The organism is Lentilactobacillus kefiri (assembly GCF_007989105.1).
Taxonomy (GTDB): domain Bacteria; phylum Bacillota; class Bacilli; order Lactobacillales; family Lactobacillaceae; genus Lentilactobacillus; species Lentilactobacillus kefiri.
In genome coordinates this window covers 24,507-45,920 of record NZ_BJVK01000008.1, presented here as the reverse complement: position 1 = coordinate 45,920, position 21,414 = coordinate 24,507, and the positions used below count along the sequence as shown (strand labels likewise).

At 42.1% G+C, this 21,414-nt stretch carries 20 protein-coding genes; 15 read left to right on the top strand and 5 right to left on the bottom strand.

Translation table 11 applies throughout. From position 1 onward, the window contains the following. Positions 1–52: 52 nt before the first annotated feature. Positions 53–685: an SDR family oxidoreductase gene (locus LKE01_RS04585; RefSeq protein WP_054769203.1), complete on the bottom strand. Its 633-nt coding sequence runs from the start codon at positions 683–685 to the stop codon at positions 53–55. A gap of 151 nt (positions 686–836) precedes the next feature. Here LKE01_RS04585 and LKE01_RS04580 point away from each other — a divergent pair, with 151 nt between their 5' ends. From LKE01_RS04580 to LKE01_RS04570, 3 genes are read left to right on the top strand one after another with little or no spacing between them, the layout of a single operon-like run. Next, positions 837–2,756: a heavy metal translocating P-type ATPase gene (locus LKE01_RS04580; protein ID WP_056981848.1), complete on the top strand. Its 1,920-nt coding sequence runs from the start codon at positions 837–839 to the stop codon at positions 2,754–2,756. A 20-nt stretch (positions 2,757–2,776) separates the two neighbouring features. After that, positions 2,777–2,998, top strand: a complete 222-nt coding sequence (locus tag LKE01_RS04575; protein WP_003582479.1) for a heavy-metal-associated domain-containing protein — start codon at positions 2,777–2,779, stop codon at positions 2,996–2,998. 9 nt (positions 2,999–3,007) lie between these two features. Next, complete coding sequence (locus LKE01_RS04570; protein WP_056981849.1) at positions 3,008–3,556, top strand: ferritin-like domain-containing protein; 549 nt, start codon at positions 3,008–3,010, stop codon at positions 3,554–3,556. A gap of 152 nt (positions 3,557–3,708) precedes the next feature. Here the strand turns inward: LKE01_RS04570 and LKE01_RS04565 are convergent, their stop codons facing one another. Beyond that, positions 3,709–4,686, bottom strand: coding sequence for an aldo/keto reductase (locus LKE01_RS04565; protein ID WP_054769202.1), 978 nt, complete (start codon positions 4,684–4,686; stop codon positions 3,709–3,711). A 266-nt stretch (positions 4,687–4,952) separates the two neighbouring features. Between LKE01_RS04565 and purE the strand changes: the two genes are divergently transcribed. The 12 genes from purE to LKE01_RS04505 all read left to right on the top strand — a co-directional run bounded on the left by purE (position 4,953) and on the right by LKE01_RS04505 (position 18,875). Next, positions 4,953–5,441, top strand: coding sequence for a 5-(carboxyamino)imidazole ribonucleotide mutase (purE, locus tag LKE01_RS04560; protein ID WP_056981851.1), 489 nt, complete (start codon positions 4,953–4,955; stop codon positions 5,439–5,441). Then, the gene (gene purK, locus LKE01_RS04555) at positions 5,422–6,555 is read left to right on the top strand and encodes a 5-(carboxyamino)imidazole ribonucleotide synthase (RefSeq protein WP_056981853.1); all 1,134 of its coding nucleotides are present in this window, start codon (positions 5,422–5,424) and stop codon (positions 6,553–6,555) included. Before purE ends, purK begins: the two co-directional genes overlap by 20 nt. 1 nt (position 6,556) lies before the next feature. Then, positions 6,557–7,288 carry a phosphoribosylaminoimidazolesuccinocarboxamide synthase gene (purC, locus tag LKE01_RS04550; RefSeq protein ID WP_054769201.1) on the top strand — a complete coding sequence of 244 codons (732 nt, stop codon included), beginning with the start codon at positions 6,557–6,559 and terminating at the stop codon, positions 7,286–7,288. Further along, positions 7,288–7,551: a phosphoribosylformylglycinamidine synthase subunit PurS gene (gene purS, locus LKE01_RS04545; protein WP_054769200.1), complete on the top strand. Its 264-nt coding sequence runs from the start codon at positions 7,288–7,290 to the stop codon at positions 7,549–7,551. Before purC ends, purS begins: the two co-directional genes overlap by 1 nt. Further along, positions 7,548–8,231 (top strand): phosphoribosylformylglycinamidine synthase subunit PurQ, encoded by a 684-nt coding sequence (gene purQ, locus LKE01_RS04540; protein WP_056981855.1) that lies wholly within the window; start codon positions 7,548–7,550, stop codon positions 8,229–8,231. The genes purS and purQ overlap by 4 nt, the downstream gene beginning before the upstream one ends. After that, positions 8,224–10,458, top strand: a complete 2,235-nt coding sequence (purL, locus tag LKE01_RS04535; RefSeq protein ID WP_056981857.1) for a phosphoribosylformylglycinamidine synthase subunit PurL — start codon at positions 8,224–8,226, stop codon at positions 10,456–10,458. Before purQ ends, purL begins: the two co-directional genes overlap by 8 nt. After that, on the top strand, positions 10,443–11,885 hold the full coding sequence (gene purF, locus LKE01_RS04530; RefSeq protein ID WP_054769199.1) for an amidophosphoribosyltransferase: 1,443 nt from the start codon (positions 10,443–10,445) through the stop codon (positions 11,883–11,885). Before purL ends, purF begins: the two co-directional genes overlap by 16 nt. Before the next feature lie 10 nt (positions 11,886–11,895). After that, positions 11,896–12,912, top strand: a complete 1,017-nt coding sequence (gene purM, locus LKE01_RS04525; RefSeq protein ID WP_056981859.1) for a phosphoribosylformylglycinamidine cyclo-ligase — start codon at positions 11,896–11,898, stop codon at positions 12,910–12,912. After that, positions 12,909–13,496, top strand: coding sequence for a phosphoribosylglycinamide formyltransferase (gene purN, locus LKE01_RS04520; RefSeq protein ID WP_056981861.1), 588 nt, complete (start codon positions 12,909–12,911; stop codon positions 13,494–13,496). The genes purM and purN overlap by 4 nt, the downstream gene beginning before the upstream one ends. Next, positions 13,496–15,025, top strand: coding sequence for a bifunctional phosphoribosylaminoimidazolecarboxamide formyltransferase/IMP cyclohydrolase (purH, locus tag LKE01_RS04515; protein ID WP_054769197.1), 1,530 nt, complete (start codon positions 13,496–13,498; stop codon positions 15,023–15,025). Before purN ends, purH begins: the two co-directional genes overlap by 1 nt. A gap of 241 nt (positions 15,026–15,266) precedes the next feature. Further along, positions 15,267–16,499, top strand: a complete 1,233-nt coding sequence (gene purD / locus LKE01_RS04510) for a phosphoribosylamine--glycine ligase (RefSeq protein ID WP_056981863.1) — start codon at positions 15,267–15,269, stop codon at positions 16,497–16,499. Positions 16,500–16,745: 246 nt separating this feature from the next. Continuing rightward, positions 16,746–18,875 (top strand): polymer-forming cytoskeletal protein, encoded by a 2,130-nt coding sequence (locus LKE01_RS04505; protein WP_056981865.1) that lies wholly within the window; start codon positions 16,746–16,748, stop codon positions 18,873–18,875. Between the two features lie 92 nt (positions 18,876–18,967). Here the strand turns inward: LKE01_RS04505 and yaaA are convergent, their stop codons facing one another. From yaaA to LKE01_RS04490, 3 genes are all read right to left on the bottom strand, one after another. Next, a complete protein-coding gene (gene yaaA, locus LKE01_RS04500; RefSeq protein ID WP_056981896.1) occupies positions 18,968–19,711 on the bottom strand; it encodes a peroxide stress protein YaaA in 744 nt (247 codons plus the stop codon). A gap of 2 nt (positions 19,712–19,713) precedes the next feature. After that, positions 19,714–20,592, bottom strand: coding sequence for a proline iminopeptidase (gene pepI, locus LKE01_RS04495; protein ID WP_054769452.1), 879 nt, complete (start codon positions 20,590–20,592; stop codon positions 19,714–19,716). Between the two features lie 145 nt (positions 20,593–20,737). Next, entirely contained in the window at positions 20,738–21,373 is a 636-nt protein-coding gene (locus tag LKE01_RS04490; RefSeq protein WP_179286789.1) for an HAD family hydrolase, read from the bottom strand. Between the last annotated feature and the right edge of the window lie 41 nt (positions 21,374–21,414).

Sequence of the window (21,414 nt, the reverse complement as noted above, 5' to 3'; positions counted from 1 at the left end):
TAAAGCTTATTTTATCTTTGGCCGGTTTTATTTTAAATTGATTATTCAAATATTAATTAAGATCGCTGATGGCATCCGGAATTGGTTCGTTTCCAGTGCTCATCTCAATGACTTCTTTAGCGCCAGCGTGATTCTCAGTAAGACCGATCAGAACATCGGCAACATTATCGATACTGTTTTCGTTGGTGCTGTATGATCCCAGCGTGACTTTTCCAGAACCACTTTTTTCAACCAGGGCAGTCGGCTGGAGGATTGTGTAATCCAAATGGGTATTATGAATGAGCCACTCATCTGCGTAATATTTGGCGATCAGGTAATTTTCCAATGGCGAATTACCAAATTCGTCAGGAGATAGTGAACCTTTGGAACTCAGCATGATGAATCGGTTAATGCCTTTTTCTTCCGCAGCTTCCATTGTCTTAACGGCACCATGAAGGTCAATCTTCAACAAATCCCGACCACCGGAACCGGCCGCAAAGATAATGGCATCGGCTTCTGGCAATGCTTCCTTGATATCATCCATGTGATCACTTAAATCCAACTTAAATGGGGTGACGTTATCATGAACAGGAACTTTTTCAGGATGACGGGCAGCAGCGTACACTTCGTCTTTGTGACTTTTCGACAGCTTTTCAACAACATTTGAGCCAACTCGTCCGGTTGCACCAATTACGATAATTTTCATTTTCGAATCCTCCTCTGCTCTTGTTAACTCAATTATGGTTGATATAAGGGTGGAATGCAAAAGAAAAATTCAAAACTTGATACAGGTCAATTCTTTACCACGGCTTTCTCCATATAATTAAGACATAAATTAAGAAACGGAGCGGGAAATTATGAAATTTCAACGATATATAAATCAACATACAAATCAAATTACATTGGTAACCGCAATCCTGATTGGCCTTGGGTTACTAGGAAAAATGATTAACAGCGATATGATTTACACAGTTTCATTTATCGCCGCTTCAATCATTTCCGCAGTCCCAATTGTCCTACGGGCAGTTTCAGCACTGCGGTTTAAGACAATTAGTATTGAGTTACTTGTCAGTATTGCCGTTATTGGTGCCTTCATCATTGGCGAGTATAACGAATCGGCAATTGTGACCTTTCTATTCTTATTTGGAACCTTTTTGGAAGACAAGACTCTGGCCAAAACCCGTCATTCAATTAAAGATCTGACGGAGATGGCCCCAACCACCGCCTTGGTGATTGATGATGACGGTAAAACGGAAAAAACTGACGTTGATTTTGTCGACGTTGACGATGTCGTTTTGGTTAAAGCCGGCGGTCAAATCCCAGTGGATGGTGAAATTGTTGACGGCTCAGGTCATATCAACGAAGCCAGTATTACCGGTGAATCCAAATTAGTTACTAAGAAAGCCGGCGACCAAGTCTTTTCTGGAACCATTCTGGATAATGGAACGGTCAAAGTCCGGGCAACCAAAGTCGGGGATGACACAACCTTCGGTAAGATTGTTGAACTGGTCGAAGATGCTCAAGATACCAAGTCACCTGCAGAAAAGTTTATTGATAAATTTGCCACTTACTACACACCTGCCGTTTTAATCATTGCCCTGATTGTTGGGTTAATTACCAAAGACTTTAGGTTGGCGATTACCGTTCTGGTACTTGGATGCCCAGGTGCTTTGGTTATTGGTGCCCCAGTTTCAAACGTTGCCGGAATTGGGAATGGTGCCAAGAATGGTGTCTTGATCAAGGGTGGCGAAGTGATGAATACTTTTGCCAACGTTGATACATTGGTCTTTGACAAGACTGGTACGTTAACTGAAGGTAAGACCGCCGTTACTACCATTAAAGATTATTCGAACGATCAATTGGGACTTCAGATTGCTGCCGCGGTTGAAAAGCAGTCCGATCACCCATTGGCTCAGGCGGTTGTATCATTTACCAATGCTCATCAGATTGATTTTGATTCCGTTAAAGTAACGGATGCCAATACCGTTAAAGGCCGTGGCGTGAAAGCCAACGCTGATACTCACCAGGTTTTGATTGGAAATCTCAGGATGATGAATGATGAACAAGTTGATCTGACAACGATTCAGCATCGCGATTTGGAAAACATTCAAAATCAGGGCAGCTCAACTGTGATTGTTGCATTTGATGGTCAGGTTCAAGCGATCTTTGGGATTTCGGACGTTATTCGTCAGGGCGTCAAAGAAAGCTTGGCACAGCTTAAATCACTGGGCATTAAGAAGACGGTGATGCTGACTGGAGATAACCTTCAGACAGCTAATGCCGTTGCCAAACAAATTGGGATTGATGAAGTTCATGCAGAATTATTGCCTGAACAAAAAGTGGACTATGTTAAAAAGTACCAGCAGGAAGGTCACAAAGTTGCCTTCGTTGGTGATGGAATCAACGATAGTCCGTCATTGGTAACTGCTGACATCGGGATTGCCATGGGCAGTGGAACCGACGTTGCGGTTGAAACGTCCGATGTTGTCTTAATGTCATCCGGATTTAATGAATTGATTCATGCATATGGTTTGTCCAAGAAGACGGTGATGAATACCAAAGAAAATATCATCATTGCTATTGGAACAGTTGCCGCATTGCTGGTCGGATTGATTCTCGGCTTTATTTACATGGCCAGCGGGATGTTTGTCCATGAAGCAAGTATTCTGGTTGTGATTTTCAATGCCATGAGATTAATTAATTATCGACCGAAAATGCCAAAACTTGACGCAGATCAATTATCTGTAAACGAATACGATTTATCATTAAAACAGTAAATGAGATGGAGGTTATTAATATGAGTAAAGCAATTTTACAATTAGACGCATTATCATGCCCGTCATGCATGCAAAAGATCAAGGGTGCTTTGGAAAAACAGGATGGCGTGGAAAACGTCAAAGTGTTGTTCAATGCAGCCAAGGTCAAGACAGATTTCGATGGGGACAAAATCTCTGCCGACAAGCTGTCGGATACGGTAACTGATTTAGGTTATGAAGTTCAATCAATGAAAGTGAAATAGGTGAAGAATATGACAACAGCAACTCCAGAACAATTATTTGAAGCAGAAGTAAAGCAAGCAGATATTGATCATCACACGCCAACTGCCGGTGCCATGACTGGTCATATCGTTTCCAATTTGGTCGTATTATCAGACAAGCTCCAGATGGCTAAGTGGTATGTCAAAGGGATGCAGGCTGAACAGCTGAAAGATTTATTCGGCAAACTGTTGCACCAGGCATATGCTCAAAAGGATGCTTTGGGCGCAGTCTTAATTGACGAAGCCTTAGTAACCCCAAGTACCCAAAAAGAATTTGGCGAATACGCCATGCTCGAAGAAAATGGTCAAAACAAGTATGAATCTGCAGAATGGATCATTAACGACTTGGTTCATGATTATGATACTGAGAACATGTTTGTCACCCGTGCCATCAAATTGGCGGACAAAGAAGACCGTCCAGTTCTGGCTCAGCATTTAATTGGTTTGTTACGGGATAACAACCATAACATTGCCAGACTTCAGGCTTTACTTGGCAATACACCACGTGAAGGCTTGGATGAAGAAGACGACGAAGACTAGTCTTAAATGAACATTGTGTATGTAAAAAGGTTTCGAAGCATTGATTGCTCCGGAACCTTTTTTGGATATTATCGCATAACTGATCGAAAAAAGACTCATCAATTATTTAAGTTGATGAGCCTTTTTTTATAACTTAGTTTGAATCGGGGTGATTACCAGAGATAATCGACCGGGTTCTTAATGTATTTGTCGTAAACGTTGCGGACAATCTGCATTTGCTCGTCAGTTAAAGCTGGCAAGTCGGCAGCCGTTGTGTTCCGTTCGATTTGAGTTGGATTGCTTGCACCGGGGATGACTGCTGAGACAGCATCATACATTAGGATAAAACGTAAAGCCATTGCAGCAAGATTATCTGTCCCAAGGCGTTGCTTTAATTCATTTGCAGCTTTAACACCAGTCAGGTAATCAACACCGGAGAAAGTTTCACCCTTATCAAATTGTTCTCCGTGACGGTTGGTTGTTCTGTGGTCTTCGGGAGCAAATTTGGTATCGGCGGTGTACTTACCGGTCAAAAGCCCACTGGCAAGGGGAACCCGAGCCAAAATGCCGACATTGTTCTTCTTGGCTAAATCGAAGAAGAGGTTGGCTGGACGTAAGCGGAACATATTGAAGATAATTTCAACAGCTGAAATATCATAGCTTAAAGCTTTGATTCCTTCTTCAACCCGTTCGACACTGACACCATAATTCTTAATCTTGCCGGCTTTTTTCAACTTGTCCAGTTCAAAGAAAGTTTCCGGCATGTAGTAATTCATCATTGGTGGACAGTGGAGAAGAACCATATCCAAGGAATCGACACCCATATTTTGCAGTGATTCATCAACGTAGCGATCAACGTGGGCAGGATCGAAATGCTTGAGGTCCAGAGGCATTTCTTTTCGACCAATCTTGGTTGTGTAGTGAACATCTGGATGTTTCTGAACGAATTCACCAACCGCCTTTTCACTTTGGCCATCTTGATACCCATCTGCTGTATCGAAGAAGTTAACACCACGATCATAAGCTTCTTGAAGTGTATCCCGAGCATCTTTCGGGTCAAATGGAGTCCCCCATTTTCCACCAAGCTGCCAAGTACCTAAAGAAACTTCACTGATTTTAAAACCTGTTTTACCAAGCGTTCTAAATTTCATTTGTATTCCTCCAATTAAACTCATCGATACATTAATCATAACATGTTCAACCCACTGACTGGGAAAGATGAAATTGGTCAAATACCGAATTATCATAAAAAAATCATAACAGTTTAAAGACAAAACGATTAAAATACGGAAATTAATTAAAAAAATTACGTAAAAAGTGGCATATATCGTTTTAAACACGAACATTAACGTTGACTTCCATTATGATGTCAAGTATATTGTAGACACTAAATAAATTGAAAAGGTGAGTGGTTGGAATGGCAAACGCTGTCGGCGTAGCAATGGGATCAATATCTGATTGGCCAACAATGAAGCTGGCTTGTGAACAACTTGAAAGTCTTGGGATCCCTTATGAGAAGCACGTTATCTCAGCACATCGGATGCCTGATGAACTTCAAGAATTTGGCAAGACGGCTCGTGACAAGGGATTGAAAGTAATCATTGCAGGAGCTGGCGGTGCCGCCCATTTACCAGGAATGATTGCAGCAAACACGACACTTCCCGTTATTGGCTGCCCGATGAAAACACGAACATTAAATGGTGTTGATTCATTACTCTCAATTGTCCAAATGCCATTTGGCGCTCCGGTTGCCACAGTCAGCATTGGTGAAGCTGGTGCTAAAAACGCCGCTTTACTGGCAGCTCAAATTATTGGGGTAACTGATCCGGCGGTTGCCAAGAAGCTTGCCGATCTCAAGGAAAAACAAAGAGTGGAGGCCAAAAACAGTGAGCAGCAGTTCGATTAAAACAATTTTGCCACCAGCCACGATTGGAATTGTCGGTGGTGGTCAGCTTGGACAGATGATGGCATTGATTGCCAAATCAATGGGATATCACGTTGGTATTCTTGATCCAACGCCGCAAGCACCTGCAGATCAGGTGGCCGATTTCCAAATTGTCGCTGAATATGATGATGTTGATTCATTAATGAAACTGGCAGAAAAAAGTGATGTTTTAACTTATGAGTTTGAAAACGTTGATGAGAATTCACTGCTCAAAGCTAAAAAGGTTGCCGAACTTCCACAAGGTGTTCATTTACTTCACATTACCGGCCAACGGTTAAACGAAAAGAACTTCATTAAAGATTGTGGAATTCCGGTTACCAATTTTGCAGCGGTTACCGACGAAGATTCATTAAAGGCCGCAATTGAAAAAGTTGGTTATCCCGCCATTCTAAAAACCGTTTCCGGCGGTTATGACGGTCATGGTCAGGTGGACATCAACTCCGATGCTGATATTGAAAAAGCTTCAGAATTATATTCCAAAACCGAATGTATTTTGGAAGCTCGTCAGGACTTCATTGCCGAAGCATCTGTGATGGTTACCCGCGATTTGAATGGCAAGGTTATTACTTTCCCACTTGTTGAAAATCGTCATAAGAATCATATCCTTCACACAACCATTGCACCTGGAAGATTTTCCAAGACGGTTCATGCCAAAGCCAAGCAATATGCTGAAACGATTGCCAACCGGCTTGATTTATACGGGGTCCTTGGAATTGAACTTTTCGTTATTGATGATAAAGATGTCATGGTTAACGAACTTGCACCTCGTCCACATAACTCCGGTCATTACACGATCGAAGCCTGCAACATTTCTCAATTTGAAGCTCACATAAGAAGTATCTGCGGTTTACCAATTCCTGAAATTGTTCAAGAAAAGCCCGCAGTTATGCGTAACCTGTTAGGAACGGATTTAACCCTTGCCCGCAAGCTGCTTACGGAACATCCAGAGTGGCATTTCCATGATTATGGTAAGGCTGAAATTAGACCACAACGTAAGATGGGCCACGTTACCGTTGTTGGTGACGACATTGACCAGTTACTGAAATCCACAGACATGTTAAAGGGAGAAAATTAAAATGACTGAAATTGTTAAAAAAGATTTGTTGTATAAAGGTAAAGCTAAGGAAATGTACACAACTAACGAGCCTAACACAATGTGGGTTCACTACATGGACCAAGTTACCGCATTCAATGGTAAGAAGAAGGTTCAGATGGAAGGTAAAGGCCAAACCAACTGTGAAATTTCATCTTTGATCTTTAAAGACCTTGCCAACCACGGCATTAAGAATCACTTCATCAAACAAATCGATTCAAACAATCAATTAGTTAAACGCGTTAAGATCATTCCACTTGAAACAGTTGTCCGTAACTTTGCTTCAGGAAGTTTTGAAAAGAAATTCGCTGTTAAGCATTTAATGAAGTTCGACAAGCCGGTTCAAGAATTCTTCTTTAAGAGTGATGAACTGGACGACCCATTCATCAATGATTTCCAAGCTGAAGCATTGAATGTTGCAACTGAAAATCAAATGAACAAGATGCGAGCAATTGCCTTGAAGGTTAATGACCGTCTCAAGGAAATCTTCTCCGAAATGAATATTGACCTGGTTGACTTCAAAGTTGAATTTGGAATTGATTCCGACAACGAATTAATCTTAGCCGATGAAATTTCTCCAGACAGCTGCCGTTTGATTGACCGTGACACTAAAAAGTCACTCGACAAAGATGTCTTCAGAAAAGGCCTTGGCGCTTTGGTCCCTGTTTATAAAGAAATTCTTGGTCGTTTGGAAAAAGTGGAGGACGTTAAATAATGGCTCTTGCAAAAGTTTATGTTAATTACAAAAAATCAATTTTAAACCCTGAAGCAGAAGCAGTTCACAAGGCTCTTAAGCGTTTGGGTTATGACAACGTTGAAGACGTTAAGCTTGGCAAGTATTTTGAATTAACCGTTGCTGACGGCAAATCAAAAGATGAGCTCGACAAAGAAATTAACGAAATTTGTGACAAGCTCCTCGCCAATTACAACATGGAAAATTATCACTACGAGATTGAAGAAACGGAGGCTGCTCAATGAAATTTGCCGTCCTTGCATTTCCAGGATCAAATTGCGAAATGGATTTATATAACGCAATTAAAGACATCATCAAAGAAGATGTCGAACTGGTTTCTTATAAGAAGAACACACTCGAAGGTTTTGACGCCGTACTTATTCCCGGCGGTTTCTCTTATGGCGATTATCTAAGAAGTGGTGCGATTGCCCGCTTCTCACCAATTATTCCTGATTTACAGGAATTCGCCAAAAGCGGCAAACCAGTTCTTGGAATTTGCAACGGATTTCAAATTCTGACTGAAGCGGGATTACTTCCCGGCAGCCTGCAGAAAAATGTTTCAGCTAAGTTTATCTGCAAGACAGAACCATTAGTTGTTAATAATAATCATTCAATGTTTAGTTCCGAATACCAGGAAGGCCAAATGATCAACCTGCCGATTGCGCATGGTGACGGTAATTATTACTGTGATCAGGATACATTGCGTGAATTGATTGCCAATGATCAAATTGTCTTCAAATATGACAGCAATCCTAACGGAAGTATTGATAATATTGCCGGTATCATTAATAAGCAGGGAAACGTGCTTGGAATGATGCCTCATCCTGAACGAGCTGTTGAAGCAGTACTTGGTTCCGACGATGGTAAAGGAGTTTTCCAATCAATCGTCAATCACATTAAGAGTCGAGGGGTTATTTATGAATAGTGTAATGGATCAAACAACCGAAGCCACACCAGAACAAATCCGCGACAACAAGCTTTACAAATCAATGGGCTTGACTGATCACGAATATGGATTAATCAAAGATGATGTTTTACATCGACTTCCCAACTATACCGAAGTTGGTTTGTTCTCAGGAATGTGGAGTGAACATTGTTCTTACAAGAATTCCAAGCCGGTTCTCAAAAAGTTCTTTACCAAGGGTAAGCACGTTGTTAAAGGTCCCGGTGAAGGTGCCGGAATCATTGACATTGGTGACAACCAAGGTGTTGTATTCAAGGCCGAAAGTCATAATCATCCATCTGCCGTTGAACCTTTCCAAGGCGCAACAACCGGTGTTGGTGGTATTTTGCGGGACATCTTCTCAATGGGTGCCCGTCCAATTGCCAGCATGGACAGCTTGAGATTTGCCGAACCTAAGACAGATGCCGACAAATACTTCATTCAGCAAATTGTTGCTGGTATCAGTGCTTACGGTAACTGTATCGGAATTCCAACTGTTGGTGGTGATACCGCATTTGACGATGCATATGCTCATAACCCATTGGTCAACGTGATGTCTGTTGGTTTGATGGATTTGGATAAGATTGAAGTTGGTGCCGCTGCCGGTGTCGGCAACAGTATTATCTACGTTGGTCATAAAACCGGCCGTGATGGTATTAACGGTGCATCATTTGCTTCATTCCAATTTGATTCAGAACACGAAAGCCAACGTTCAGCTGTTCAAGTAGGTGATCCATTCGAAGAAAAACTAGTAATGGAAGGCTGCTTGGATGTTATCAATAATCATTCCGATTCTTTAGTTGGTATCCAAGATATGGGTGCTGCCGGACTGGTTTCATCATCTGCAGAAATGGGTTCCAAAGCTGGTGGAAACGGGATGGAACTTAACCTCGATCTCGTTCCTCAACGTGAAGCCGGAATGTCTGCATTTGAATTAATGCTTTCCGAATCTCAGGAACGGATGCTCTTATGTGTTAAAGCCGGTCACGAAGATGAAGTATTAAAAGTCTTCGCTGACCATGGTGTTAATGCCGTTGTCATTGGTCATGTGACTGAAGGTCATAATTATAAGCTCATGCATCACGGTAAATTGGTTGCAGATGTTCCAGTTGATTCATTAGCATCACAAGCACCTGTTTATCACCGTGAATCAGAAATGCCTGAACATTTAAAGAATGTTGATACAAACCAGTATCAACCAAAAATCACCAACCCAACCGAAACTTTAAAAGAAATGTTGAGTCAATTAACAATTGCTTCCAAAGAAAGTATCTATGAAACATATGATACTCAGGTTCAGACCAACACCATTGTTGCACCTGGTTCAGATGCAGCCGTTGTCCGGGTTCGTCATCATGACAAAGCTTTGGCAATCACAACGGATGTGAATGGTCGTTACCTTTACTTGAACCCTCGAGAAGGCGGCGCCATGGCAGTTGCTGAAGCGGCTCGAAACATTGTAGCATCAGGAGCTGTTCCACTGGGAATTACCGACTGCCTGAACTTTGGTAACCCTGAAAAGCCTGATCAATTTTATGAATTGGATCAAGCAGTTATGGGAATGACAGAGGCTTGTGAAAAATTTGAAGCACCGGTTATTTCCGGAAATGTTTCATTGAACAACGAATACGATAATATTCCAATCTACCCAACCCCAATGGTCGGCATGGTTGGTTTAATCAAGGGCTTGGATCACATTACGACTCAAGACTTTAAGCACGCTGGCGACGCAGTTTACGTTGTCGGCAAGACTGAACCAGGTTTCAATGGTTCACAGATTCAAAAGATGCAAACCGGTAACATTTCCGGCAAGCTCTTCGATTTTGATTTAGATTATGAAGTTAAAATTCAAAAATTAGTAACTGCTGCTATTCAACAAAAGTTATTGAACTCAGCTCATGATATTTCCGAAGGTGGCTTAATTACAGCCATTGCCGAAAGTACATTTGGCAATCAACTCGGAGTTGATTTGACCGCCGACTTAACCGTCGCCGACTTCTTCTCCGAAAGTCAATCAAGATTCATTGTTTCAGTACCACAAGAAAAGCAAGCCGAATTTGAACAATTAGTTGGAAATGACGCACAAAAGCTTGGAAAGGTAGTCGATGACAATCACCTATTTGTCCAAGCCAACGATGGTTACTTTGATATTGATGTTGATAAAGCGTTTGGTATTTGGAAAGGGGCATTGTCATGCCGTCTGAAGTAAAAAGTTTAAATGAAGAATGTGGGATCTTTGGCGTTTGGGGAACTCCCGATGCAGCCAAATTAACTTACATTGGCCTATTTGCCCTTCAACATCGTGGACAAGAAGGCGCTGGGATCACCGTTAATAATGATGGTCATTTGACAACCAAACGTGGCTTTGGCTTGTTAACAGATGTCTTTGATTCACCTAATGCGGTTGATGAAATGACAGGTTCTGCCGCCATTGGTCATGTTCGTTACTCGACTGCCGGCAGCAACTTGCTGGAAAATATTCAGCCACTCCCATTTAACTTTAGTGATACCCAATTTGCCTTGGCACATAATGGTAACTTAACCAATGCCATTTCAATTCGTAAGAAGTTGGAAGACCGCGGTGCAATTTATCATTCCAGCTCAGACACTGAAAATTTGATGCACTTAATTCGATTGAGCCGGGAAGACAACCTAGATGATCAAATGAAGGAAGCCTTAAATATCATCAAGGGTGGCTTTGCCTACCTTGTGATGACTAAAGACCGTTTGTATGCAGCGCTTGATCCAAATGGCTTTCGACCATTGGTTGTCGGCCAACTTCCAAACGGCGCATACGTTGTCTGCAGTGAAACCTGTGCCTTGGATGCCGTTGGTGTCAAATTCAAATTTGACGTTCAACCTGGTCAGTTAATTAAAATTGATGATTCAGGCATTACCGTTGATAAATATACCGATGATACTCAGTTGGCAATCTGCTCAATGGAATTCATCTACTTTGCCCGTCCTGATTCAGACATCTACGGGGTAAACGTTCATTCTGCCCGAAAGCGAATGGGTGCGCGGCTTGCACAGGAACAACCCGTTAAAAATGCCGATATGGTTATTGGGGTTCCTAATTCATCTCTTTCAGCGGCAATGGGTTATGCAGAAGAATCCGGCCTGCCTTATGAAATGGGGCTGGTTAAGAATCAATATTCTGCCAGAACCTTTATCGAGCCTACCCAAGAATTGCGTGAACAAGGCGTCAACATGAAGCTTTCCGCAGTTAAGGGTGTTGTTCGCGGCAAGAACCTTGTCCTAGTTGATGATTCAATTGTTCGTGGAACAACCAGTCGTCGAATTGTTAAATTGCTTAAGGATGCCGGTGCCGCTTCAGTTCATTTGCGGATTGCTTCACCGCCACTTCGTTACCCATGCTTCTATGGAATTGATATTCAACACGTTCGTGAATTGATCGCCGCCAATAAGACGATTGAACAAATGCGTCAAATCTTTGGTGCTGATTCATTAGGCTTCTTGAGTGTCAAAGGGGTTGTCGATTCAGTTAATTTGAAGACTGATGCTCCTAATAAAGGCCTTTGTGTCGCTTACTTTGACGGCAAATACCCAACACCACTTTATGATTACGAAGAAGAATATGATCGCGATCAAGCCCAACTACAATCAATGAGATGAGGTAATTCGAATGGACGCCTACAAAAAAGCCGGCGTGGATATTAATGCCGGTTACAAGTTAGTCGATGATATTAAGAATTTATCCAAAAATAGTGACCTTGGCTCATTTGGCGGTTTGTTCCCGCTGGCATTAGGTACTTACAAGAACCCAGTGTTAGTTTCCGGAACCGACGGTGTTGGTACTAAGCTGCTGATCGCAATTAAAGCCAATTTACACAAGACAATTGGCATTGATTTGGTTGCCATGTGTGTCAATGATGTTTTGGCACAGGGAGCTAAACCTTTGTTCTTCTTGGATTATCTTGGCGTTGGTCATTTGGATAACGAAAAAGCAAAAGATATTTTAACCGGTGTGGTTGAAGGTGTTTCCCAAGCCCAATCCAAATTGGTTGGTGGTGAAACTGCCGAAATGCCTGATATGTATACCCATGGTCATTACGACCTTGCCGGGTTTGCGGTAGGAATTGCCGACCAGGATAAATTACTGAGTTCGGATAATCTGCATGAAGGCGATATCTTGTTGGGACTTGCTTCCAACGGTCTTCATTCAAATGGCTTCAGCTTGGTAAGAGACATCTTATTTAAACAAAATTCCTATTCCTTGAATGACACCCTTTCCGGTTGTGATCTTGATTTGAAGCATGAACTTTTGCGACCAACCAAGATTTACGTTAAGTCCGTCCTACCACTGGTAGAGCAGGGAAAAATTGCCTCAATTGCTCATATCACTGGTGGTGGACTTCCAGAAAATGTTGCCCGGATATTACCTGAAGGCCTTTCTGCGGAATTCAATTATGGAAGTTGGAAAGTTCCAGCTATCATGAAGAATCTGCAGGAAATTGGTCATTTATCTTTTGATGATATGAAACATACCTTCAACCTTGGATTAGGAATGGTTGTTGCGGTTCATCCAGAAGATGCTGACGATATTCAAAGTCAGTTGACTGCTGCAGGTGAAACTGTTAGCCGTGTAGGTAAGCTTATTTCCGGAGACAAACAAGTTATCATTCGAAAGGACCAGCAATGAAATCTGACGTAAAAAACATAGCGATATTTGCATCTGGTGAAGGAACCAATTTCACTGCATTAACGGAATCTTTCAAGAAAGAAAAATTACCGCTCAATGTTAAATTATTGGTCTGTGATCATAGTAATGTTCACGTCCTTGACCGGGCACATAAAGAATCTGTTCCAACCTTTGTCATTAATTTTAAGTATTATCCTAACAAGGCCGCTGCCGAAACGGTGATTGCCAAGAAGCTCGAAGATGAGCAGATTGACTTCATTATTTTAGCTGGTTATATGCGGATTATTGGACCAACCTTATTAGATAAGTATGAAGGCAAAATTATCAATATTCATCCAGCACTATTGCCTAAATTTCCTGGTCGCCACGGAATTGAAGATGCCTATGAAGCCGGTGTTGATACCACTGGTGTCACAGTTCATTGGGTTGACTCAGGAATTGATTCAGGCAAGATCATTGCCCAACGTGAAGTCCCAGTTCATAAGGATGACAAGTTGAGCGATCTCGAGAAGCGGATTCACGCTACTGAGCATGTTTTATATCCAAGCGTTGTCAAACAATTATTAGAAAGAGGAGAAATTTAATGTCTAGAAGAGCCCTTTTAAGTGTTTCTGATAAAAGTAATTTGGTTGATTTTGCTAAGCAATTAAAAGATTTGGATTTTGAAATTGTTTCGACCGGTGGAACCAAAAAGGCACTGGAAGATGCTGGCGTTGAAGTAACCGGTGTTGAAGAAGTGACCGGATTTCCAGAAATGCTGGATGGCCGTGTTAAGACCCTTCATCCAAAGATTCACGCAGGGATTCTTGCCAAGCGTGATAATCCAGACCATATGAAACAGTTAAAAGATGCTGGCATTACCCCAATTGATTTGGTTGCGGTTAATCTTTACCCCTTCAAGCAAACCATTGAGAAGCCTGAAACAACTATGGCTGAAGCAATTGAACAAATCGATATTGGTGGCCCATCAATGCTTCGTGCAGCCGCAAAAAACTTTGCTGGTGTACTGACTGTCGTTGATCCAGCTGATTACCAACCGGTAATTGACGCTCTTAAAGAACATAAAGATGACGCCGATTTCAGAAAACATTTGGCAGCCAAAGTATTCCGTCACACCGCTGCTTATGATGCTTTAATTTCCAATTACTTAACTGAAGAAGAGTTCCCTGAAAAGTTAACTTTGACTTATGAGAAACAACAAAGTCTTCGTTACGGTGAAAACAGTCATCAAAAGGCTGCCTTCTATCGTAAAGCATTACCTTCAAAACTGACGATTATTCCCGATCAGCTTCATGGTAAGGAATTGTCATACAACAACATTAAGGATGCCAATGCCGCATTGAACATGGTTGCAGAATTTGACCAACCAACTGTTATTGCAATGAAGCATATGAATCCATGTGGTGTTGGTGTTGCCGACACTATCGAAAAGGCTTGGGATGAAGCTTACGAATCAGACCCAATGTCAATCTTTGGTGGAATCATTGCGGTTAACCGTGAAATCGATGCCGCAACTGCCGAAAAGATGCACAAGATTTTCTTGGAAATCGTGATTGCACCTTCATACACTGATGAAGCCTTTGAAATTCTTGCCAAAAAGAAGAATATTCGTTTATTGAAAGCTGACTTGAGTCATCGTGATCAACCTGACCGCTTCGAAGAAATTACCGTTAGTGGTGGTATGTTGATGCAGGAAAGTGACCACGAAATCGATCAGATTCCTGACTTTAAGGTGGTTACCAAGGTTCAACCTACTGAACAACAATTAAAGGCTTTGCAATTTGGTCAACACGTTGTTAAACATGTTAAGAGTAACGCGGTTGTCGTAACCACTGATACCAAGACTTTGGGTGTTGGTATGGGACAACCAAACCGAATTGATTCTGCCAAGATTGCTATTCAAAAGGCAATGCCAAAAGATGGTTACGAAAATGCCATTATGGCCTCAGATGCCTTCTTCCCAATGCCAGATTGTGTTGAATATGCTGCAAAGCATGACATTAAGGCAATTATCCAACCTGGTGGAAGTATCCGTGATAAGGATTCAATTGCGATGGCCGATAAATTTGGTATCGCAATGGTAACAACCGGAGTAAGACATTTTAGACATTAGAAGCAGAGTGCGACGAGACCCGGGAGATGCGGTTTCTAAGGCGAATTTGGTTTAAGCCCCGCTCTTGGGGTTGAACCAAAGTTGACTTAGAAGTTAGCATCTGGGTCGTCGGAGCACGTTTCAGCTAGGATGCCTAAAACCCTCTAAATTCAAAAGTACCACACACAAACCGCACAACAAGGCTGCCCTTGCAGCCTTCATACATAGAATAAATATTACCAATCAAAAAGGAGATCACATCATGGCAAACGTTCTGGTTATCGGTTCTGGTGCACGTGAACATGCAATTGCAGCAACAATGTTGAAAAGTCCTCAAGTTACAAATGTTTATTGCGCCCCAGGAAACCCAGGGATGAAAAGGGACAACATCCAGATTGTAGATATTGATGAAATGGATTTTCCTAAATTAGTTGAATTTGCCAAAGAACATCTTGTCGATTTAACATTCGTTGGACCTGAAGTACCACTTTCCAAAGGAATTGTTGATGCCTTCATTTCTGCTCGCTTACGAGTATTTGGCCCTGATGAATCAGCTGCTCGTCTTGAAAGCGACAAAAACTTTGCTAAAGGGTTTATGCAGCGGAATGGCATTCCAACTGCTGGTTTCAAAACCTTTACAGACTTTGATGAAGCTAAAAAATATGCTCATTCATTATCATTGCCACTGGTTGTTAAGGAAAACGGCTTGGCTGCCGGTAAAGGGGTTACCATCGTCAAAGATGCCAGTGATCTTGATACCACAATTAAGACGGCGTTGGATAAATCCGGTGAAATCTTGATTGAAGAATTCCTCGAAGGTGAAGAATTTTCACTGATGTTATTTGTTGGTGGCGACAAGAAAGTCATCTTCCCAATTTCACAAGACCACAAAAAGATTCACGAAGGGGAGACCGGTCCCAACACAGGTGGGATGGGTGCTTATTCGCCAGTCCCTCATATTACCCAAAGTGTTTTGGATACGACTGTTCAAAAGATTGTCGAACCAACTATGGCTGGTCTTGCCAAAGAGGATTTGGAATTCGCTGGGATCATCTACATTGGCTGCATGCTGACCAAGCAGGGTCCTAAAGTGATTGAATATAACTTACGACTAGGTGATCCCGAGACCCAAGTCTTGTTACCACAACTTAAGAGTGACTTTTATCAAATGACATCTGATCTGATTGATAACAAGATGCCAAAAGTTGAATGGCAGCAAGGAGAATTTTATCTTGGCGTTGTTGTGACAGCTCCCGGATACCCAACTTCTCCAAAGCAACACATCACACTACCTGATGATTTACCAGGCAATGTTTTCTATGCCGGGGTTACTGAAGAAAACGGCAAGCTTTACAGTTCAGGCGGCCGAATCTTTACGTTATACAATCATGCTTCAACCCTTGAGTGTGCTCAGGCAAAGGTATATGCAGAGTTGAGCCGACTCGATTTGTCAGGCTTCTATTATCGAAAAGATATTGGCTTTAGAGATCTTTAATTTAAATGTATGTATGAGACGTCTACTATGTAGGCGTCTTTTTTTATGAGAATTTTCGAATGGTCAACAACTCAAAATGGAGAATCATTTAGACCGCCAATGATCCTGATTATCCTCTCTTTTTGGGATGTCGTGATGTATTGGAACATAAAAGTTCAAGCAACATTAATCTAATTTAATATTAATGTTTACTTAATATCCTAATCATTTTATAATATTATTTAAATAAAAAATGGAGGTAATTCTATGGAGAATCAGGAACATACATATAAAAGTACTAAGCAGTTGGGATTTTTAGTCGTTTTGATGTTCGCCTTAGTTGCAATATTGTCATTTAAGCCAGCCTTCGCAAGCGGTGAGACTAGTTCTGATGCGACAACCAGTGAACTGAATACGAATTTAACCGTTCGGCCTTTTAAGCTGGGGAACACAACAATTGATCAAAATAATGCGCACCATTACGAAACCGCGCATTTTAACTTCTATTGGGGTGACTCTGACAATGCATCCAAGGTAACCCAATCATATTTAAAAGAAGCCGGAACCTTAATGGAGCAAATTTGGCAAGTATATATCGGTGAAATGAAAATGACCCCACCGGTATATGCAATTAACAAGCCATATAGTCAGCAGAAGCCATACAAAATTAACGTTTTATTGATTGACACCGGTTTTAAGGACTTACAACAGGGCTGGGCATACGCAGATAGAGATTCCCAATCTTATCCATACTTTGTTGCCCAAGTTGCCGCATTGACGCCTAACAAGGATTGGTGGGGCTCTGCGGTTCCTCATGAGTTCGGTCATGACTTTCAATTTGCTCAAGGTAACAACAGCTGGAATGACGGGATCTATTTAACAGCATGGTATGAGCCGGTGGCAAATTGGTTCAGAGAAGAATACGCCTACAGTGATGTTTATCGAAATTCAGGCAACCATTTAGGGACTTCTTTGAGTGAAATGTATCTCAGAGCAACGATGCTGACGCCGGTTAATGGACGGGCATTTTATGAAGCCTGGCCGTTGCTGTTATTCTTGCAACATAATCCGGATCACCTTGATATGTCTACAAATTTGATGAAGGCTTTGTTGACAAATGGTGATAAGAGCAACCCCAACCAGACGTTTTATCAAATTCTTCGGGCAAATACACCTAAAGTGGACCAAAAAACGCTCTTTGGTGATTATGCCAGTCGAGTTGCCAGCCTTGAATGGGCAGGGTCAGCCACAAAATCTTATTCTCCAAAAAAGTTGTATCAAACAGCCTTTAAGAAGTTGCTGAAAAACAGAAACTTATATTGGCAGCAATTCTACACACAAATGAATAAGGTATCCAAGACTTCAAACTTGTACAGAGTTCCGAATGAACGGGCACCACAAGGAAATGCCTTTAACGTGATTCAACTTCACCCTGAGTTTAAGAAGGGAAAATCCAGTACGTCTGTTGGTGTTAAATTGACTGGCTTATCCAAAAAGGCTGGAGCTGATTGGCGGGCAAGATTGATCGTTCAGCCTAAAGATGGATCTGCAGCAAAATATTCGTCACTATTTAAGAGCGGTCAAACAAAGTCCATTAAAGCTAAGACAAGCGACAAAGTTTATTTGAGTGTTGCCGCAACGCCAAGTACGCAAGATATTGATGACAACACCTTTGGACTTCCAATTGATAGTGAAAAATTTACTGAAATGAACCATCCGTATAGCACGAAAGCTCGTTATCCTTATCAGATTCGATTGAGTCATGCCGCACCGGCAACCCGGCCAAACATTTCCACTAAGGGTATTAAGGGTCATCACACCAAACAGGGTGGCTTTGTTGCCAACACCGCATCGGTTTCCAAGACGGTCAAAGTATCCAAAGGCAGTGCTGTTTTGGGGAACGCTAAAGTTAGTGGCCATGTGAAGTTGACGGGTCATGCAACTGTTCGGGATAATGCAACCGTGAAGGGAAATGTTCGTCTATCCGGCCATGCGTTGGTTGAAGGGAAATCTAAAGTATCCGACAACGTCAAAGTAAAGGACTATGGGATTGTGGACGGCCAAGCAATTGTGTCCGGCAATGCCCAAATTACCAAGATGGCCATCGTTAAAGATGGTGCACATGTGAGTGACCATGCTGTCGTAACCGATAGTGCCCTTGTTTCTGGAAATTATTCTGTATTGGACCACGCCCGAATGGAGGGGATGGCAATTGGTGGCGGTGGTACAGGCAAATCTGAAAGTGGCCTTGCCGGAACTGCCGAAGCAACAGGTGATTTCTTCGATGACAGTGGTTACCTGGTCCAAGCTGGAACGCTGTCAGGTTATGAAGTAATCTCAACCTCATTGGATCAATATAAGAATGGCTACATCAATCCTAAAAACGCCAGTAAGTAAATTTGGTCAACATGAACAATTTTTAACTGCAACGCTACAATTGATACAAAATAAAACGGCTATCCAATTGGATAGCCGTTTTTTGTTGATAATTATTTTTGACGCAAAAAAACTAAATGCGTTTTAGTTGAATATGAATCGGCAAATTGATAATTTGGTGAATCAAACTGCTTTAGTTCGTCAATGTTAGTCACCTGATGTTCAGCCATAAATCGGACCATTTCCCCACGCGCCATTTTGGCAAACGTTGCCCGAGTCTTAATGTTGCTGTCAACCAGATGACCAAATGTGATGTTGATAAATTGATCATCAGTTTTTAAAAAGCGGGTAACGGTCTTCGAATATTCTTGGGATGCCAAGTTGATGATTGGCTGATCACCGATCAACGTTTGATAAATCCGGTCACCCCAATAGTCATACATGTTCTTGGCCGGAGGAATTGCTAATCTTGAATCCATGTCAAAGCGGTAGGGTGATACGCCGTCGAATGGTCTTAAAATGCCATAAAGGCCTGACAGGATTCGAAGATGGTCCTGCAAATAGTTCAGTGCATCTTCACTCAACAGATCCGGTGCCATATATTGGTACTGAATTCCTGAAAAGCTCAAAATGGCAGGCGTTAGTTGGTGCTCTAAGTCAATGTGCTTCAGTTGTTCATAGCTGGCTTGGGTCAGCTTTTCGCTGGCGTGCCAAAGTTTTTTGAGCTGTTCGTAATCAAGTTGGCGCAAGGCATTTAGAATTTCAGTTGCCTGGTCAAGATACACCGGCTTTGCTTGAACATCAAAGTCGTCTTGATTGACGATCATTTTTTTAGCAGGTGAAATAATCACTTTCATCATTAGTCATTCTCGTTAAGCCAGTGATCAAGCACACTAATAAATTCATCATGCTGATCAAGTAAGGCCAGATGGCGACTGTTGGCGAACAGATGCCATTTAGCACCAGGAATATGATCGTATACCGTTTTGGCGATTAATGGCGTACAGAGGTCGTCAGTACCGTTTGTGACCAGGACTGGGACGTGAATGTTCTTTAAATCATCGGTGACATCAAAGTCGCTGATTGTCCCATTTTCGGTAAATTCGTTTGGTCCTTCGGCAATTAAGCTGGCTCGCTTACCGTTGGTAGGTCGACGCAAAGGTTCCGGTGAATTTTCATCAGGATCGTCCCAGCAGTAACGCTCCATATAACGATCGTTGGCGGCCAAGTATTTGGGCCCGCTAAAATCGCCAGTTCGTTCTGCTTCGGCGATTGCCTGACGGTCTTCGTAGCTCAAATATTTGATCAGCCGATGCTGTTCGGCAATCCACAACTTAATTGAGGATGGCGATCCATCGATCATGACACTTTTGACGCCCTCTTGGCTGTAATGGGTCAGGTAGAGCATTTCCAGCATCCCGCCCCATGATTGGCCAAGCATATGTACTTCATCCAAATGCAGGTATTTTCTCAGGGCAATTAATTCTTCGGCCCAAGTTTCCTTCACGTAAATGGATTCGTCTTCTGGAAGAGAAGATTTTCCACAGCCAACTTGATCATACATAATCAGCTGGCGGCCGGTGTTGGCGTAATCATCAAGTAATTCAAAATAGTTGTGAGAAGAGCCGGGGCCACCGTGAATCAGCAGTAAGGGAGCTTTCCCAGGGGTCTTTTCACCAACAATTCGATAGTAAGTTTTGTAGCCTTTAAATGGCATGTAGCCTTCTTCAATCTTCATGAATGAATCATCCTTTCCATTATGAAATGTGTTATTGGCTTAAATTATACTCCTGTTAATGGTCAATTATTAGAGTGTCTTTAATAATATAAACAAAAAACGGCTGCGTGTCATTATCCACGCAGTCGTCGTTTAGCCAATTTAATTATTCGTTTATTAACTTTTCTCTCAGTTGATCGACGGATGTGTAAATCTCATCCGGGTTGAGCTTTTCGAGTTCCTTGGTTTTGGCATTAATCGACCAGGCAGCTGAGTAACATTTGATGCCGGCTTCTTGGCAGGCGGTCACGTCGGTTGGCGCATCACCGATATATGCCATATCTTCTTTGGTAACGCCAAATTGTTTGATGACGTCACCGAACTGCTTGGCTTTTATCGAGCCGTCGGGTGAACCGGACAGAACGGGTGAGAAGGAATCTGTCAGGCCAAGTGAATCAAGGCTGACTTGAAGGCTTTGTTTGCCTTTACCGGTAATCATTGGAGTAATGACATCGCGTTCGTGAAGTTCTTTGAGTAATTTTTCAATTCCTTCAAATGGGTGACGTAACTGAAGATGTGCCCGGCGATAGTTTTCATGGAAGCTTTCCAAAACTTCGTCAGAGTAATCGGGAATCAACTCTTTTAACATCCCAACTTCATTTGCTCCAAAAGTGGCAAGGATGACCTGGTTACTGATCCATTTACCAGTATAGTCGTGAACGGTTCTTCTAAATGAATCAAAGATAACCGGGAAAGTCTCGGCGACCGTTCCATCCATATCAAACGCAATAATTTTTTCCATTACTAATTTTGACCTACCTTTCGAAGTACATGACAAGAATT